Origin of the sequence: Pseudooceanicola profundi, from assembly GCF_050897955.1 — a bacterium.
Taxonomy (GTDB): domain Bacteria; phylum Pseudomonadota; class Alphaproteobacteria; order Rhodobacterales; family Rhodobacteraceae; genus Pseudooceanicola.
In genome coordinates this window covers 2212112-2228839 of record NZ_JBPAXZ010000001.1, presented here as the reverse complement: position 1 = coordinate 2228839, position 16728 = coordinate 2212112, and the positions used below count along the sequence as shown (strand labels likewise).

Below are 16728 nucleotides of genomic sequence, written 5' to 3'. Positions count from 1 at the left end.
ACATGTGATGAAAGATCCGAAGGAATTCGCCGGTCATCTGAGGTTTCAGACCCGCCTGATCTCAAGCGAGGAGGCGCGGGGCACCATGCCGGTGCAGGAGGGGATCTTGAACCCCTTTGGCACGGTGCATGCGGGCGCGCTGATCTGGTTTGCCGATGTGACGGCGACGACGCTGGCGTTGCAGGGGGCGCAGGCCTCTGGCGGGATGTCGGGCTTTCCGCTGGCGATCAACGTCACCGCGCAGGTGCTGTCGAATACCGACAAGGGGGTGCTCACCGCGCATGCGAGGTTCGTCAAGAAGGGCCGGACGCTGATCGTTGTGCGTACAGAAGTCACATCCGACGAGGGCCGGGTGCTGCTTGACCTGACGACCAGCCATATCGGGTCGAAATAAGCGCCGGCCGGGGGTGCAGGCGGGCGCGGGGCGTGGCAGTCTGTGGGCGACTCATTTCCGTGAAAGGCCCGACCCATGCTGACCAAACCGCTTGCCGCCGTGACCGCTGATACGATGGAGGCCTGCGGCGTCTCTGCTGCGCTGGATGTGTCCGGCGGGATGGAGGTTGTGTCCCCCGTGACCGGGGAGGTCGTGGCGACCCTGGCCGAACATTCGGTGGCAGAGACGGAAGCGGCGATCGACCTTGCTGCCACCGCCTTCCGCACATGGCGCATGGTGCCCGCGCCGCGGCGGGGCGAGCTCGTGCGGCTTTTTGCCGAGGAGCTGCGCAAGTCCAAGGAGGATCTCGGGCGCATGGTCTCTATCGAGGCGGGCAAATCGCCGTCCGAAGGTCTGGGCGAGGTGCAGGAGATGATCGACATCTGCGATTTTGCCGTCGGCCTGTCGCGGCAGCTTTACGGTCTGACCATCGCGACGGAGCGGCCCGGTCACCGGATGATGGAAACCTGGCATCCGCTGGGCGTGGTGGGCATCATCACCGCCTTCAACTTCCCCTGTGCGCCCTGGTGCTGGAATTCCGCGCTGGCGCTGGTCTGCGGCGATCCGGTTGTGTGGAAACCGTCGGAGAAGACGCCGCTGACGGCGCTCGCCTGCCAGGCGGTGCTGGAGCGGGCGATTGCACGGTTCGGCGATGACGCGCCGGAGGGGCTGAGCCAGGTTCTGGTCGGCGGGCCCGCCGTGGGGGAGGCGCTGGTCGAGAGCGAAAAGGTCGCGCTGATCTCTGCCACCGGGTCCACGCGCATGGGGCGGATCGTCGGGCCGAAAGTGGCGGCGCGGTTCGGCAAATGCATTCTGGAGCTGGGCGGGAACAATGCCGGGATCGTCTGCCCATCCGCCGATATGGACATGGCGCTGCGGGCGATTGCCTTTGGCGCCATGGGCACGGCGGGGCAGCGCTGCACGACGATGCGGCGGCTTTTTGTGCATGCCTCCGTCTATGACCAGATCGTGCCGGCGCTGATCAAGGCTTACGGGTCGGTCAGTGTGGGCAACCCGCTGGAGACGCAGGCGCTGGTTGGTCCGCTGATCGACAAGGCGGCGTTTGACGGGATGGGTCAGGCGCTGGAGGAAGCGGCGGCGCTTGGCGGTGTCGTGCATGGCGGCGGGCGGGAGCCGGTCGGGCCGGAGACCTCCTATTACGTGAAGCCCGCGCTGGTGGAGATGCCGGTGCATGACGGCCCGGTGCTGCGGGAGACCTTCGCGCCGATCCTCTACGTCATGAAATACGATGATTTCGACACGGTGATCGAGGATCACAATGCGGTTGGCGGCGGGCTCTCCTCCTCCATCTTCACGACCGATCTGCGGGAGATGGAGGTGTTCCTGTCGGCGCGCGGCTCCGACTGCGGGATTGCCAATGTGAACATCGGGACGTCGGGGGCGGAGATCGGTGGCGCCTTTGGCGGGGAAAAGGAGACCGGCGGCGGGCGCGAGAGCGGATCGGACGCCTGGCGGGCCTATATGCGGCGGGCGACGAACACGATCAACTATTCCAGTGAGCTGCCGCTGGCGCAGGGTGTGGTGTTCGATATCTGAGGAGGTTTGCGGCCCGACAGGAGCCGTGCGGGCGCCCCGGGTAGAACGGTCCCCCGCACGGAATCAAGGCGAAGCCGCCGTGCGAGCGCCGACCCGCCCCCCGGGGCGGCGCTTGGCTGACGCCGCTGCGGCCTCTGGGGGCATAGCTATCACGATGAGATAAAGCGACCGATCAGAGGTTGGACGCCACCCCGCGGGTCGGCGCTCGCAAGGCTGGTGGGGTAACAAGCGGAAACGGCGCCCTGACAGGCGCTGCTTTTTCTCAGGTTCAGCCTTACGCTGCCGCGCGACGGCGGCGGGGTCGGCGGGGTTTGCCGTTGGCCGATTTGGGTTTGTCGCCCTGCGATGCGGATTGTGCCTTGGGTTTGTCCTGACGCTGGCCTTGACCTTGACCCTGGCCACCACCGCCGCCGCGTCCACCCCGGCCACGACCCCGGCCGCCGCCTTTCTTGGCAGGGGCCTGCTGGCCCGGACGCATGGCGGGGCGGGTGCCGCTGGCGGTCTCGATCTCGATCCCGATGGTCTTTTCGATCTGGCGCAGCAGGTCGAGCTCTTCGCTGTCGCAGAAGGCAATCGCGGTGCCCTCACGCCCGGCGCGGGCGGTCCGGCCGATGCGGTGGACGTAGTTGTCCGGCACTTCGGGCAGGTCGTAGTTCACCACATAGGCCACGCCGGGAATGTCGATGCCGCGCGCGGCCACATCGGTCGCCACGAGGATCGAGATCTCGCCGGATTTGAAATTGGCGATGGCGCGGTCGCGCTGGCCCTGGCTTTTGTTGCCGTGGATCGAGGCGGCGTTGAAGCCGTCCTTGACGAGGCCCTTCATCAGCCGCTCCGCCCCGTGCTTGGTACGGGCGAAGACCAGCGTCAGCGCATCGGGATCGGCCGACAGGATCTCCCGCAGCTTGGCGGGCTTGTCATTCTTGGACAGGAAGTGGATCGACTGTTCGATCTTGTCGGCGGTCTTGCCCGGAGGGGAGACCTGCACGCGGATCGGATCGTTCAGATAGGCGCGGCTCAGCTCCTCCATCTGTTTCGGCATGGTGGCCGAGAACAGCATGGTCTGGCGCGGCGTGCCCAGATGCGGCGCGATGCGGCGCAGGGCATGGATAAAGCCCATGTCGAGCATCTGGTCGGCCTCGTCCAGAACGAGGTTCTTCACGGTCGAGAGGTCCACCGCCTTGCGGTCCATCAGGTCGATCAGGCGGCCGGGCGTGGCGACGAGGATGTCGGTCCCGCGCGAGAGCGTGTTGATCTGACGGTTGATCGACTGGCCGCCGACGACAACGGTCACCCGGATGCGGGCGTTTTCGGTCAGCTGGCGGATGTTGTCCACGATCTGGTTGGCCAGTTCACGGGTCGGCGCGAGGATCAGCGCCTTGGCGGTCTTGGGCAGCGGTTTGCCGGGGTTTTCCAGCAGCCGGTTCACGATGGGCAGGGAAAACGCCAGCGTCTTGCCGGTGCCGGTCTGGGCCAGGCCCAGCACGTCGCGGCCTTCCAGCGCGGGCGGGATGGCCTGCGCCTGAATCGGGGTGGGTTCGGAGAATCCGGCGCCTTTCAGCGCGTCATGAAGGCTCGGCGTCAGGCCGAGCGTGTCGAAATCGAACAAAGAGTATCCTTTCGGGCCGGCGCGGGATGCGGCGGCGTGACTTTCCATCCGCGCGGTAAGGCGCGGGTCGCGGGTTGCCGGGGCGCGGGCGCAGACGGGCTCTTCCCGGCGGCGCGGCCACGGTCGAACGATCCTGCGTGAAAGGGAAAGTTGCATTCGGTGTCGCCGATGCGGGCCCGGGGGCGCGCGGCTTGCTCACGCGGCAGCGCAGCGACAGGGGTGAGATGGGGCTTTCCGCGGGATAAGTCAAGAAGTTGCAGGCAGTGCGATGCGCCTTGTTGCCTGTGCGATTGTGTCAGGAGGCTGTTTGCGGCGCTGTGCTGCGGCGTTTACCCTGCCGATCTGTAAGGAGTGTTTCATGCCGACCGATGCCAGTCCCACGTTGAGAGCCGACCGTATGAGCCTTGCGGTCACGGCCATCGTCGTGACGGTGGCGGCCCTGTCGCTGGGGGATGCGCTGGTCAAGCTGACCAGCAATGCCTTCGGTCTGTGGCAGATCTTCCTCTGCCGGTCGGCGATCGTTTTGCCGGTGCTGGTGGGCTATCTGGCGACACGGCCCGGCGGGCTGAGCCTGCGGCGGGACGGGCTGGGATGGATCGCGCTGCGTTGCCTGATGCTGGTGGCGATGTGGGTGCTTTACTACCTGTCACTACCGCATCTGACGCTGTCGGTCGCGGCGGCGGGGTATTACACGCTGCCGATCTTCATCACGCTCTTCTCAGCGCTCTTTCTGGGGGAGCGCATCAGCGGTCGGGGCTGGCTGGCCGTTGTTGCGGGGTTTGCGGGCGTGCTGCTGGTGCTGCGGCCGGAGGCGGGGCAGATCAACCCGTTTGCTTTGCTGCCGCTGGGGTCTGCCATGCTCTATGCCGGGGCGATGATCGTCACTCGCAGCAAGTGCCGGGAGGTGGAGCCGGTGGTTCTGGCCGCGTCCCTGAATGTCGGCTTTGTTCTGACGGGCGCAATCGGACTGCTTGCCGTGTCCGCATTCGCGGCTTCGGACGGGACATTCCTGACCATGGGCTGGATCTGGCCGGAGGGGACGGGCTGGATCACGCTTCTGGTCATGGCCCTGTCGATCCTGATCGGCAATGTCGGGAATGCGATTGCCTATCAGAACGGGCGCCCCTCGGTCATCGGGTCGTTCGACTTTGCCTATGTGGGCTTTGCCGTGCTCTGGGGGATGCTGTTTTTCGGCGATATTCCGGATGCGCTGACGACGCTGGGGATCGGGACGATCGTGGCGGCCGGGGTACTGGCGCTGCGGTCCTGACGCGGGTCATTCTGGGCCACCCAAAGGAAAGGGGCGCGACCTGCGCCGCGCCCCAGTGAAATCGAGGGTAAGTCTAAGGTTCACTCCGCCTCTGGAGTTCAGGCGGTTTCCTGCGCCTCGAGGGCCTTGCCCTGGACCGTCTGACCTTTGGAGATCTCGATCCGGCGGGGTTTCAGCGCCTCGGGTACTTCGCGCACAAGATCAATGTGGAGCATGCCATCCGCATGAGAAGCACCCGTCACCTTCACGTGATCGGCGAGAGCGAAACGCCGCTCAAACGCTCGGGTGGCGATGCCGCGATGCAGGTAGGCACGCTTGTCTTCTTCAGCCTTCTTGGCAGAGACGATCAGGGCGTGGTCCTTAAGTTCGATCGAGAGTTCCTCATCGGTGAAGCCGGCGACGGCGATCGTGATGCGGTAGCTGTCCTGATCGATCTTTTCGATATTGTAGGGCGGGTAGGTCGGCTGGGCGACATCGTTGGACAGAACGCGGTCCATCATGTCTGCAAGCTGGTCGAAGCCGACGGTTGCACGGTAGAGCGGTGCGAGATCAAAATTACGCATGGTCATCCTCTTTGAGCGATAACAGTATGTTAGTGCCTTCCCGATGGGGACAGGCGGTTCGTCATCGGGCCCTCGTGAGGCATCCCGATAGCAGTTAGGTGGGAAAGGCTGTGCGGGGTTTCAAGGGGTCGGGGTCGCGCCATGTGCCGGCGCGCCGGGGCCGAGTTTTATGTCCCTCGAAGGTCTACTGTCCCGGGCGCACCGATTTGGCGCCGCTGGGGAAGCGGGAGCCGGACGTGACCCTGGTCATTTTCGGAGGCTCGGACACAAGGGTCGTCGCGGTTTCATTGCCCAGCACCGGGGGCAGTTCGCGCCCGCGGCCCTGCGCCAGTTCCGCCCGCATGAAGTTCAGCTGTCCCAGATCGGTGCCGAGGGACACGTTCCGCCCGCTGACCTCTGCCTTGGCGGAGACGACGGAGACGATGCGCGGCGTGCCGTCCGGCCCGAACCCGAAAACCGGCGCGCCGGAGGAGCCGAAATCGACCTGGCAGGACATGACCAGCGCGCCCTCCTGTTTTGCCAGCACATTGCAGGTTTCCTGCAGGGCGGGCGCTTCGGACCGGTTATGAGCGTAGGAGACGATGGCGATATGGGCGCCTGTCCGCGGGCTGAGATCGGTGTCGAAGGGGATGACGGTGGTGTTGCGGATCGGCTGGTAAAGCTGAAGCAGAGCGAAATCGCTGCGCACCCGATTTGGGGTGATTTTCGACGTGGTGTCGTAGTCGGGCGGCACGACCGCGTTGCGGATCTTGCGATAGGCGGAGGCGCGGCCATTGCGCCAGCCGGCGAGGAATTCCATCCGGTCGAGGTCAAAGGTTTTGCCGGTGCGCAGGTCAAACAGGCAATGCGCGGCGGTCAGCACGAGGTCCTCGGCAATCAGTGCGCCGGTGCAGAAGCCCTTGCCGTCGATATCCAGCCGCCCGACCGCTTCCCAGCCGCGTCCGTCGTCGCCGGTGTCCAGCCGTCTGAGGGCCGTGTCCTGGGCAGCAAGCGGTGCGGTGAGCGCAAGAAGAAGGGCGAGGGTCGTTCTGACCACTCGGAAAGACGATCGAAACATGGGTTACCTGGCGATGGCGACGTTACGTCAAACCTACCTTCGGCCTGGGGCGAAAATGCGGCGCGATGCGGCGGATCAGAGGTCTTTTAGCGCCGAAGGTTTGGGCCCGCCTGTGACCCAATCGAGCAGTTCGACCGTGTGCACAACCGGGACGTGTGTGCCCTGACCGATCTGCATCATACATCCGATATTTCCGGCGGCGATGACCTGCGGATTGATCGCCTCCAGCGTGCGCGTTTTGCGGTCGCGCAGTTTCGCGGAAATTTCCGGCTGAAGCAGATTGTAGGTGCCGGCGGAGCCACAGCAGAGATGCGGGTCGGCGGGGGTGGCGATCTCGAACCCGGCCTTGGTCAGCAGATCCTTGGGCGTATCCTTGATCTTCTGCCCGTGCTGGAGGGAGCAGGCGGCGTGATAGCCGACGCGCAGCGGCTGCGGGTCGGTCACGGGGATATCGAGATCGGCCAGAACCTCTGTCACGTCTTTCGCGATGGCGGAAACGCGGGCGGCATCTGCGGCCAAAGGCCCGGTGCGGAACATATGGCCGTAATCCTTGACCGTGGTGCCACAGCCGGAGGTATTGATGACGATGGCGTCGAGGCCCGCGCCGTCCATCTCGGCCACCCAGGCGCGGATATTGGCGGCGGCGGAGCGGTGCGCCGGGTCTTCCTGCCCCATGTGATGGGTCAGCGCGCCGCAGCATCCCTGACCTTCGGGGATAACCACCTCACAGCCCAGCCGGGTCAGCAGGCGGATCGTGGCATCGTTGATATCGGTGTTCAGCGCCTTCTGGGCGCAGCCGGTCATCAGGGCGACGCGTTTGACCGGTTTCTGCGCGGGCAGGAAGGTCTGCGGATCGTCGTTGCGGGATGGCGTGGGCAGGCGCGCCGGGGCCATGCCGATCATGGCACGCAGCCGGGCGTCTGGGATCAGGCGGCGGAGCGGCCGGGCGATGCGGGCGGCCAGCAGGGCCAGACGAAAGCGGGTCGGATGCGGGATGATCCGGGCCAGGGTCCAGCGCAGCAGCCGGTCGTCCCAGCGGCGTTTGTAGGTCTTCTCGATATAGGCGCGGGCATGGTCGACGAGGTGCATGTAATGCACGCCCGAGGGGCAGGTCGTCATGCAGGCGAGGCAGGACAGGCAACGGTCGATATGTTTGACGGTCTTGTGGTCCGGAACACGCTCGTTCTCAAGCATGTCCTTGATCAGGTAGATGCGGCCACGCGGGCTGTCGAGCTCATCCCCCAGAACCTGATAGGTGGGGCAGGTGGCGGTGCAGAAGCCGCAGTGTACGCAGGCGCGCAGGATCTGGTTGGCGCGGGCGGTGCCCGGATCCTTCAGCTGATCCTCGGTGAATTCGGTGCGCATCAGATGAGGGTCCTTGCCGCGATATAGCCAAGCGCCGGGGCCAGCGTCATGACCGCGCCGCCGATTGTCGGGGCTGGGTAGGAGGCCGGGATGCGGCGCAGGATGGCCTGCGACAGGAAGGCCAGCAGCGCGACCCAGCCAAGCCAGAGCAGGGCAATGGCCAGCAGGACCCGCGTCGGGTTCACACCAGCGTCCAGTGGCAGCAGGCGCAGCATGGCAAAGCCCGCAATGCCCAGCACGACGACCGCCGGGCCCAGCAGCGGGAAGAAGCCGGAATCCGGGTCACGCCGTACCAGCGCGAGGTAGATGATCAGCCCCAGAACGGTGCCGATGACAAGGAACAGGAGAGGGAGCATCAGGCGGTTTCCATGAGGCCGGGGTTAAAGAGCCCGCGCGGGTCGAACCTGTCGCGCAGCCCTTTTGCGAGCGTTTCAAGGGCTGCGGGCTGTGGCGGGAAGGCGGGGACGCGGGCGCGGATGGCGTCCGGTGCGCGGATCAGGGTGGCATGGCCGGTGGCCTCTGCCGTGCGGGCGCGGATTTCGGCGGCCCCTGCATCGGCATCGGGGCCGGTCAGCAGCCAGATCAGCCCGCCGCTCCAGTCCGCGATGGCGGCTTGGGCCAGGCCCTTGGCCTTGAGCGCCTCGATCAGGGCGGCGGCCCGGGTCGGGCGGGTGGAGATTTTCCAGACCGCGCCCCCGGTCCCGGCGAAGGGGGTCACATCGCGGACCTGCTGCCAGAGGGTCGCACTGTCGGGGCCCTCGATAATCTCGGCATCCTCACCCAGCCGGGCTTTCAGCTGTGCCGCGCGATAGGTGACAGAACCGCCGAGGCCCTCGATCCGGATCCGCGCCTCTGCCGTGCCGTGATTGGCCGACGGGGAAAGCCAGCAGGCGCCGGAGACGTCGAAAGGCGTGGACATGGCCTGCGTCAGCGCGGCGATGGAGGTGGCCATGTCGCGGCCGCGCAGGATCAGGGTCGCCTCGGCCTCCGGAATGGCCTGCAGCTTGAGGGAGACCTCCGTCAGCACGCCCAGTGTGCCATGGCTGCCCGCCATCAGTTTGACGAGGTCATAGCCGGTGACATTCTTCATCACCCGGCCACCGTTCTTCACGATCCGCCCGGCGCCATCGACAAAGCGGACGCCCAGCATGTGGTCGCGGGCAGCGCCCACCTGCAGGCGGCGGGGGCCAGAGATATTGGCGGCGGCGACACCGCCCAGCGTCGGGTCGCCGGTCGTGCCCATGAGGGCGCGGTGGTCCATCGGTTCAAAGGCGAGGCGCTGCTTCTTTTCGGCCAGCGCAGCCTCGATCTCGGCCATCGGTGTGCCCGCCCCGGCGACCAGCGTCAGCGCGCCGGGTTCGTAAAGAGAGATTCCGGAGAGGCCGCCGGTTTCCAGCAGCTCCCCCTGACCGGGCAGGCCGCGCGTTCCGCCGCCCTGCACCCGCAGGGGGCCGTTGGCACCGCGGATGATCTCCGCCAGTTCCGCCTCGCTGCCCGGACGCATCAGCGGCGCCCTTCGCTGGCGGCCAACGGAAAGACCTTGGCCGGGTTCAGCAGCCATTTCGGGTCGAAGACATCCTTTACGGCCATCTGCGCCTCCAGATCGTCGGGGGCGTATTGGTGGCTCATCAGGTCACGCTTTTCGACGCCGACACCATGTTCGCCGGTCAGGCAGCCGCCAACCTCGACGCAGAGCTTCAGGATCTCCGCTCCCATCGCCTCGCAGGTCTCCAGATCGCCCTCCTTGTTGGCGTTGAAGAGGATCAGCGGATGCAGGTTGCCGTCGCCCGCGTGGAAGACATTGGCGACCTTGAGGCCGAACTGTTCCGACAGCTCCTCCATCCGGTGCAGCACGCGGGGCAGTTCGCTGACCGGAATGGTGCCGTCGAGGCAGATGTAATCGTTGATCTGGCCCATGGCGCCAAAGGCGGATTTGCGGCCCAGCCAGATGCGGGCGCTTTCATCGGCGGATTTGCTTTCGCGCAGCTCCACCGGATTGTGGCGGCGGGCGATGGCGGTAATCAGGGCAAGCTGTTCGTCGATTTCCGCCGGCGATCCCTCCACCTCCACGATCAGGAGCGCATTGCAGTCCGGGTAGCCCGCGCCCGCAAAGGCCTCCGTCGCCTCGATACAGGGGCGGTCCATGAATTCGATCGCCACGGGCAGAACGCCCGCCTCGATAATGTCAGACACGCAGGCGCCCGCCACCTCGTTGCTGTCGAACCCGATCAGGACGGGGCGCGCGCCCTCAGGCTTGTGGAGGATGCGCAGGGTCGCCTCCGTCACCACACCAAGCTGCCCTTCGGAGCCGCAGATGAGACCCAGCAGGTCGAGCCCGCCGGCATCCAGATGCGCGCCGCCCAGTTCGATCACCTCCCCGTCCATCAGGACAACGGTGGCGCCCAGCAGGTTGTTGGTGGTGACGCCGTATTTCAGGCAATGCGCGCCGCCGGAATTCATCGCGATATTGCCCGCGATGGCACAGGCCAGCTGCGACGAGGGGTCGGGGGCGTAGAAAAAGCCGTCCTGTTCCACCGCGCCGGTGACCGACAGGTTGGTCATCCCCGTCTCAACCCGGATGAAGCGGTCGGCATAATCGACCTCCAGCACCCGGTTCATCCGCGCCACACCGAGGATCACGCAATCGGCCGTGGGCAGGGCGCCCCCGGCGAGCGAGGTGCCGGAGCCGCGCGGCACCACCGGCACGTCATACTGATGGCAGAGCTTCAGCACCGCCGAGACCTCGGCAGTAGAGGCGGGCAGGACGGCGATCATCGGCGGGCAGCGATAGGCGGTCAGCGCGTCGCATTCATAGGCGCGCGTCTCCATCGGGTCAGAGATCACGGCATCGGCAGGCAGCACCGCCTTCAGCGCCGCGACAAGCGCGTCCTTCCGGGACAGGATCCGCGGGTCTGGAACGGGCATCTGCATGGCACACCTCGACGCTGGGAAGTGGGGCGTTTCTAGTCGCTCCGCATGTGGATTGGCAAGGCGCGCGGGTTCGGGCTAACTGGCGCCATGACTTGGTCCGAACGCATCTCGCTTTTCTCCCCGCTCGATCTGATTGCGGTGGCGCTGTTGTATCTCACCTGGGTTATGATCGGATATCTGGTCGAGAATCCGCCGCGGCGATACCCGTCGGTGTCAAATCTGATGGCAGATTACCGGCGCGAATGGATGCGCCAGATGGTGACCCGCAGCCCGCGGATCTTCGACAGCCAGATCCTCGCGACCCTGCGGCAGGGGACGTCTTTCTTTGCCTCCGCCTCCATGATCGTGATCGGCGCCGGGCTTGCCGCCATCGGCAATGCCGAACAGCTGGTCGGGCGGGTGAACCAGATCACGCTGGAAAGCGATCCGGTCTTTGTGCTGGAGATCAAGCTGCTGGTGGCGCTGAGCTTTGTCGTGAACGCCTTTCTGAAATTCGTCTGGTCGCACCGGCTGTTCGGCTATTGCGCGATCCTGATGGCGGCGGTGCCCAATCACGCCTCCGACCCGGCGGCGGATCCGCGCGCGGCCAAGGCGGCGACGATCAATGTCACCGCGGCGCGCGCCTATAACCGGGGGCTCCGGTCGGTCTATTTTGCCATCGGGGCGATTGCCTGGCTGCTGGGCGACTGGGCGCTTCTGCCTGCGGTGCTGGTCACGTCCATCGTGCTGCTCAGGCGCGAATTCGCTTCACAATCGCGCGCGGCGCTGATGGACCCCTCAGATCGCACGATGAGTTGAACGCCGCCCGCTTCCCTGTCCTGCCCGCGCCTGTATAGACCATTCCCATGATCCGATCCGCTCTCCTTGCCCTGATGCTCGCCTCGCCCGTTCTGGCGGATGCGCCGAAAATCGTCGATGCCACAGCCAAGAAATCCGGCATGGGCTGGCGGATCAGTGTCACGATCCTGCATCCCGGCGAAAGCTGGGATCACTATGCCGATGGCTGGTCGGTGGTGGATATGGCCGGGAATGAGCTGGGATACCGGACGCTTGTGCATCCACATCCGAATGAACAGCCTTTTACCCGGTCGCTCTCCTCCGTCATGATCCCAGACGGCACGCGCAAGGTCCGGATCCGCGCCCATTGCAGCCGTGATGGCTGGGCGGAGGACGAATTCAAACTCTACCTTGAACGCAAATGACCGCCCGGGCCGGCGTCGCTCCGCCGCCCCCCTTCTCTGGTCTTTAAAATATCCTGGGGGTGTGGCGCGCAGCGCCGAGGGGGCAAAGCCCCCTCAGCCCGGCCTCAGTTCAAAAGCCCGGCATGACGCATGCCGGCGCGGACCTTGTCCTTGGTCTCGTCGGTCAGGGTCATCAGCGGCAGGCGGACCTCGTCCGAACACAGGCCCAGTTCGGACATGGCGAATTTCGCGCCACAGAGGCCCGGCTCGGTAAAGATCGCCTCGGTCAGCGGGGCGAGCCGGTCCTGATAGGTCAGCGCGGTGGCATAATCCCCGGCCAGGCAGGCCGCCTGCATTTCCGCGCAGAGCTTCGGCGCCACATTGGCCACAACAGAGATACAGCCGCGCCCGCCCATGGCATTGAAGCCGACGGCCGTGCCATCCTCGCCCGAGAGCTGGACGAAATCGGGACCGCAGGCCATCCGCTGTGCCGAGACACGGTCGAGCTTCGCGGTGGCGTCCTTCACCCCGATGATGCGCGGCAGGTTGGCCAGCTCGCCCATGGTTTCGGGCAGCATGTCGATGACCGACCGCGGCGGGATGTTGTAGATGATGATCGGGATGTTCACCGCATCATGCATCGCGGTGAAATGCGCGATCAGGCCCCGCTGGGTGGGCTTGTTGTAATAGGGCGTGACGACGAGGGCGGCATCGGCGCCGACATCCTCGGCATGTTTGATCAGGCGCACGCCCTCGGCGGTGTTATTGGCGCCGGCTCCAGCGATCACGGGGATGCGGCCGGCGGCAAAATTCACCACCTCTTCGACAACCATCTCATGTTCGCGCAGGGACAGGGTCGGCGATTCGCCCGTGGTGCCGACGGGAACAAGGGCGGTCGAGCCCTGCTCCACGTGCCAGTCCACGAGTTTCTTCAGCGTCTCAAGATCCAACTCGCCGTTCTTGAACGGCGTGACGAGGGCGGGAATGGATCCCTGAAACATGGCACGCTCCTTTCGCATGGCGGGTGGCTTGAAGGCCGTCCCGGGGGTGAAGACCCGGCCACTTCCCCGTGATCACAAGTTGCGGGGGGTTGAGTGGCGACCGGGCCGGTCTACAATTCGTCCGGTGTCTATCTCGGTTCGGCAGGAGAAATGCAAGAGTTACCGCGCCGCCTGGATCCCGCCCGAACCGTGCCGATGCGGCTGGTTCCGGGCCTGATCCTCGGCCTTTTCCTTGGTATGACGGGCAGCATGGGTGCTGTTGCCGCCGAACCCCGGGATCTACGGGAGGTTGCGCCGCGTCCTCTGCGCTCGGCCATCGCCGCGATGCGCGATGCCGACTGGGACAAGGCCCATGCCATCGCGCTGCGCGACGGTCCGGCGGCGGCAGATTATGTCGAATGGACTCGGCTGCGCGCCGGTTTGGGCACGGCGCAGGACGTTCTGGATTTCCTTGGGGACCACGCGCATTGGCCCGGGCTCGACTACCTCCGCAAGCAGAGCGAGCCTGATTTCGAACTGGCCTCCGATGCGCAGGTGCTGGCCTTTTTCGATGGCTATCTGCCGCAGACGGGCGAGGGCGCTCTGCGCTACGCCGCCGCGCTGGAGGCCGCCGGGCAGCAGGGGGAGGCAGAAGCGACCGTGGTGCTGGCCTGGCGCACGCTCGATCTGGACGAGGCGACGCATGACAGGTTCCGCGCGAAATATGTGGAGCTGCTGGCACCGCATCACGCCGCGCGGCTGTCGCTGTCGATCTGGGAGGGACGGTCGGGCGATACGACCCGGATGCTGGGGCTGGTCGGTGCGGATCAGGCGGCGCTGGCCAAGGCGCGGCTCGCCCTGCGGGCCGGGGCGGGCAATGTGAACGCGCTGATCGACGCGGTCCCGACTGCCCTGCGCAACGATCCGGGGCTGGCCTATGACCGGTTCACCTGGCGGATCAAGAAGCGCCTGCACGACGATGCCAAGCAACTTATGCTGGAACAGAGCCTGATTCCGGGCGGTCTGGGCTTCCCCGCGGACTGGTCCAATCGCCGCCGTTCCTATGCGCGGGAGGAGATGCGGGCGGGCAATGCGGAAGTGGCTTATCAGCTGGCCTCGACCCACCAGCTGACAGAGGGGTCGGATTATTCGGACCTCGAATGGCTCTCCGGCTATCTGGCGCTGCGGTATCTGGACAAGCCGGAGCTGGCGCTGACGCATTTCGACAATCTCAAGAACGAGGTGGTCACGCCGATTTCGCTTGGCCGCGCCGGGTATTGGCGCGGGCGGGCCTATGAGGCCATGGGCAAGACTGAAGAGGCGCAGGCGGCCTATCGCGAGGGTGGCGCGCATCAGACCAGTTTCTACGGGCTGCTGGCGGCGGAAAAGGCCGCGATAGAGACGGATCCGGCGCTGTCCGGCCAGGTCTCCGGCAACGACTGGCGGGAGACGATGCTGCGCAACAGTGACCTGCGGGAGCTGGTGGTACTGCTGCGGTCTGCCGGGCTCGACTACGACGCGGAACGGTTCCTCAAGCATATGGCGGAGACGGCCAGTACGGAGGAGATCGAGAGCCTTGGCCGCATGGTGGAGGAGCTGGGCGATCCGCATCTGGAGGTCATGCTGGGCAAGGCCGCCGTCTATCATGACGTGGTCATCCCCCGGCATTACTACGCCCTGCATCCGATGACAGAGATGAAGCTGCCGGTGTCGATGGAGATGGCACTGGCCATTGCCCGGCGGGAGAGCGAATTCGATCCGTCGGTCACCAGCCAGGTCGGCGCGCGCGGGCTGATGCAGCTGATGCCGCGCACCGCGCAGGAGATGGCGCGCAAGCTGGGCGCCGCCGGGTCGGTCTCGGATCAGCTGGGATACTGGGCCTATAATGCCAAGTTAGGCTCTGCCTACCTCGCCCAGTTGGCAGAGGAATTCGGCGGCAATGTCATGCTGATGTCGGTCGGCTATAACGCCGGGCCGTCGCGGGCGCGCAGCTGGTCGGAGCTGTTCGGCGATCCTCGCGCCGAAGGGGTCGATCCGGTGGACTGGGTCGAACACCTGCCGTTTCGGGAAACGCGGAATTACGTCCAGCGTGTTGCCGAAAGTCTGCCGGTCTACCGGGCGCGGCTGGGTTTGAACCCGCTTCCGGTGCCGTTCAGTGTCGAACTGAAGGGGTCAACGGTTGCGTCTTTCCCGCCAGAGGGTGAATAGACCCGCCGCGATGACGATCAGAGCGCCGATGGCGACATTGGTGCGGATGGTCTCTCCGAACAGCGAAACGCCAAGGATAGAGACGAAAACCAGCTGGAAATAGGCGAAGGGCTGGACCGCGCTGGCCTCTGCCACCTCGTAGCTGCGGATCAGCAGGTAGTGGCCAAGCGCGCCGGTGAGGCAGAGGGCAAACATCCAGACATAGTCGACGGGCGTCATCGGCACCCAGTACCAGATGCCGTATAGCGTCATCATCACGGCGCCGGAAACGCCGGTCCAGAAGAAGGACGTGGCGGCCGTGTCCTTGCGGGCGACATAGCGGGTGAGAAGCCCGTAGAGCGCAAACATGGTCGCGGCGAGGAAGGGGATCAGAGCCTCGATCCTGAAGACGCCAAAGCCCGGCTCCAGCACGATCAGCACGCCGATAAAGCCGACGCCGATGGCCGACCAGCGGCGCCAGCCCACGGATTCGCCAAGGATCGGGCCTGATAGGGCCGCGACGAGCAGGGGGTAGCAGACAAAGACGGCATGGGATTCGACCAGCCCCAGCGTGTCGAAGGCGATGACCATGACGCAGATCTCGGCCGCAAGCAGCAGGCCCCGGAAGATCTGGATCAGCGGCTGTTCAGTTCGGGCGGCGTTGCGCAGGCCCCCGGCCTGACGGGCGGCCAGCGCCATAACGAAGAGGCCGAAGAACCAGTAGCGCATCATCACGATCAGCGGCACCGGGTAGGAGGCCGCGAGGTGGCGGGAAATGCCGTCCTGTAGGGAGAAGACGAAGGTCGTCAGGATCATCAGCAGGATGCCGAGGCGGGTGTTCTGTTCAGCCATTCTGGGTCTCGGGTTGGTGCGGCTTGCGGGCCTGTGTCATGTGGCGTTTGCGGCCGAAGCCGGGAAGGCGGGTCACGTCAAAGCCCGCGTCCTCCAGCGCGCGGCGGACATGGCCGGCGGCGGTATAGGTCGCGGCGGTTCCGCCGGGTCTGGTATGGGCATGGACCTGTGCCATCAGGTCGGCACCCCAGAGCTCCGGGTTCTTGGCGGGCGAGAAGCCGTCGAGGAACCAGGCATCGGCCTGCCCCTGCCAGCCGGGCAGGGTGTCGCGCGCATCGCCGGTAATGATGGTCAGGTCGAGGTCGGGCAGGGTGATACGTTCCGGGCCCCAGTGTGGCGCCAGCTCTTCGGCCAGCTCTGCCACCTCGGGGAAGGCGTGCTGGGCGCGGATCATATCCTCCGGCATCATCGGATAGGCCTCGAACGTGGTGAAATAGAGCCTTTGGCCGGGCCGGTAACGCCGCCAGAGGCGCAGGGCTGCGAGGAGGTTCAGCCCGGTGCCAAAGCCCAGCTCCGCGATATGGAACGTGTCGTGGAAGCGGTCCGGCAGGTCATTGCCGGAGAGGAAGACATAGGCGGTCTCGGCCAGCCCGTTGTCGAGGCTGAAATAGGGGTCGTCGAACCGTCGCGAAACGGGCGTGCGCCCGTCGCGCCAGTCAAGCTGGGGCGCCTCTGGGCCGGTGGTCTGGCCGGACATGTCGGGATCCTTTAGAAACCGCCGCAATGCGGCTCAGGGTAGAAAC

16 protein-coding genes are annotated in these 16728 nt (G+C 65.8%); 6 read left to right on the top strand and 10 right to left on the bottom strand.

Annotated features, from left to right (window positions below; genetic code table 11):
- Positions 1 to 7 precede the first annotated feature (7 nt).
- Positions 8 to 394, top strand: a complete 387-nt coding sequence (locus tag ACRARG_RS11180; RefSeq protein ID WP_432690086.1) for a PaaI family thioesterase — start codon at positions 8 to 10, stop codon at positions 392 to 394.
- Positions 395 to 469: 75 nt separating this feature from the next.
- Positions 470 to 1990, top strand: a complete 1521-nt coding sequence (gene amaB, locus ACRARG_RS11175) for an L-piperidine-6-carboxylate dehydrogenase (protein ID WP_432690085.1) — start codon at positions 470 to 472, stop codon at positions 1988 to 1990.
- A gap of 274 nt (positions 1991 to 2264) precedes the next feature.
- Here amaB and ACRARG_RS11170 read toward each other — a convergent pair whose 3' ends face one another.
- Positions 2265 to 3599 carry a DEAD/DEAH box helicase gene (locus ACRARG_RS11170; protein WP_432690084.1) on the bottom strand — a complete coding sequence of 445 codons (1335 nt, stop codon included), beginning with the start codon at positions 3597 to 3599 and terminating at the stop codon, positions 2265 to 2267.
- Positions 3600 to 3957: 358 nt separating this feature from the next.
- Here ACRARG_RS11170 and ACRARG_RS11165 point away from each other — a divergent pair, with 358 nt between their 5' ends.
- Positions 3958 to 4869, top strand: coding sequence for a DMT family transporter (locus ACRARG_RS11165; protein ID WP_432690083.1), 912 nt, complete (start codon positions 3958 to 3960; stop codon positions 4867 to 4869).
- A 98-nt stretch (positions 4870 to 4967) separates the two neighbouring features.
- Here ACRARG_RS11165 and ACRARG_RS11160 read toward each other — a convergent pair whose 3' ends face one another.
- From ACRARG_RS11160 to ACRARG_RS11135, 6 genes are all read right to left on the bottom strand, one after another.
- Positions 4968 to 5432 (bottom strand): Hsp20 family protein, encoded by a 465-nt coding sequence (locus tag ACRARG_RS11160; protein WP_432690082.1) that lies wholly within the window; start codon positions 5430 to 5432, stop codon positions 4968 to 4970.
- A gap of 184 nt (positions 5433 to 5616) precedes the next feature.
- Positions 5617 to 6489 (bottom strand): trypsin-like serine peptidase, encoded by an 873-nt coding sequence (locus tag ACRARG_RS11155; protein ID WP_432690081.1) that lies wholly within the window; start codon positions 6487 to 6489, stop codon positions 5617 to 5619.
- Between the two features lie 75 nt (positions 6490 to 6564).
- On the bottom strand, positions 6565 to 7854 hold the full coding sequence (gene glcF / locus ACRARG_RS11150; protein WP_432690080.1) for a glycolate oxidase subunit GlcF: 1290 nt from the start codon (positions 7852 to 7854) through the stop codon (positions 6565 to 6567).
- The gene (locus ACRARG_RS11145) at positions 7854 to 8210 is read right to left on the bottom strand and encodes a hypothetical protein (RefSeq protein ID WP_432690079.1); all 357 of its coding nucleotides are present in this window, start codon (positions 8208 to 8210) and stop codon (positions 7854 to 7856) included. The genes glcF and ACRARG_RS11145 overlap by 1 nt, the downstream gene beginning before the upstream one ends.
- Positions 8210 to 9358 (bottom strand): FAD-binding protein, encoded by a 1149-nt coding sequence (locus ACRARG_RS11140; RefSeq protein ID WP_432690078.1) that lies wholly within the window; start codon positions 9356 to 9358, stop codon positions 8210 to 8212. Before ACRARG_RS11140 ends, ACRARG_RS11145 begins: the two co-directional genes overlap by 1 nt.
- Positions 9358 to 10785 (bottom strand): FAD-linked oxidase C-terminal domain-containing protein, encoded by a 1428-nt coding sequence (locus ACRARG_RS11135; protein WP_432690077.1) that lies wholly within the window; start codon positions 10783 to 10785, stop codon positions 9358 to 9360. Before ACRARG_RS11135 ends, ACRARG_RS11140 begins: the two co-directional genes overlap by 1 nt.
- Positions 10786 to 10872: 87 nt before the next feature.
- Between ACRARG_RS11135 and ACRARG_RS11130 the strand changes: the two genes are divergently transcribed.
- Together ACRARG_RS11130 and ACRARG_RS11125 are read left to right on the top strand one after the other, a co-directional pair.
- Positions 10873 to 11583: a DUF599 domain-containing protein gene (locus ACRARG_RS11130; protein ID WP_432690076.1), complete on the top strand. Its 711-nt coding sequence runs from the start codon at positions 10873 to 10875 to the stop codon at positions 11581 to 11583.
- 47 nt (positions 11584 to 11630) lie between these two features.
- The gene (locus ACRARG_RS11125) at positions 11631 to 11987 is read left to right on the top strand and encodes a hypothetical protein (RefSeq protein WP_432690075.1); all 357 of its coding nucleotides are present in this window, start codon (positions 11631 to 11633) and stop codon (positions 11985 to 11987) included.
- Between the two features lie 104 nt (positions 11988 to 12091).
- Here ACRARG_RS11125 and dapA read toward each other — a convergent pair whose 3' ends face one another.
- On the bottom strand, positions 12092 to 12967 hold the full coding sequence (gene dapA / locus ACRARG_RS11120) for a 4-hydroxy-tetrahydrodipicolinate synthase (RefSeq protein WP_432690074.1): 876 nt from the start codon (positions 12965 to 12967) through the stop codon (positions 12092 to 12094).
- A 150-nt stretch (positions 12968 to 13117) separates the two neighbouring features.
- Here dapA and ACRARG_RS11115 point away from each other — a divergent pair, with 150 nt between their 5' ends.
- The gene (locus ACRARG_RS11115) at positions 13118 to 15154 is read left to right on the top strand and encodes a lytic transglycosylase domain-containing protein (protein WP_432690073.1); all 2037 of its coding nucleotides are present in this window, start codon (positions 13118 to 13120) and stop codon (positions 15152 to 15154) included.
- Here the strand turns inward: ACRARG_RS11115 and ACRARG_RS11110 are convergent.
- Positions 15119 to 15985, bottom strand: a complete 867-nt coding sequence (locus ACRARG_RS11110; protein WP_432690072.1) for a DMT family transporter — start codon at positions 15983 to 15985, stop codon at positions 15119 to 15121. The two genes, ACRARG_RS11115 and ACRARG_RS11110, sit on opposite strands and share 36 nt — an antisense overlap.
- Positions 15978 to 16682, bottom strand: a complete 705-nt coding sequence (gene mnmC2, locus ACRARG_RS11105; protein WP_432690071.1) for a tRNA (5-methylaminomethyl-2-thiouridine)(34)-methyltransferase MnmC2 — start codon at positions 16680 to 16682, stop codon at positions 15978 to 15980. The genes ACRARG_RS11110 and mnmC2 overlap by 8 nt, the downstream gene beginning before the upstream one ends.
- Positions 16683 to 16728 lie beyond the last annotated feature (46 nt).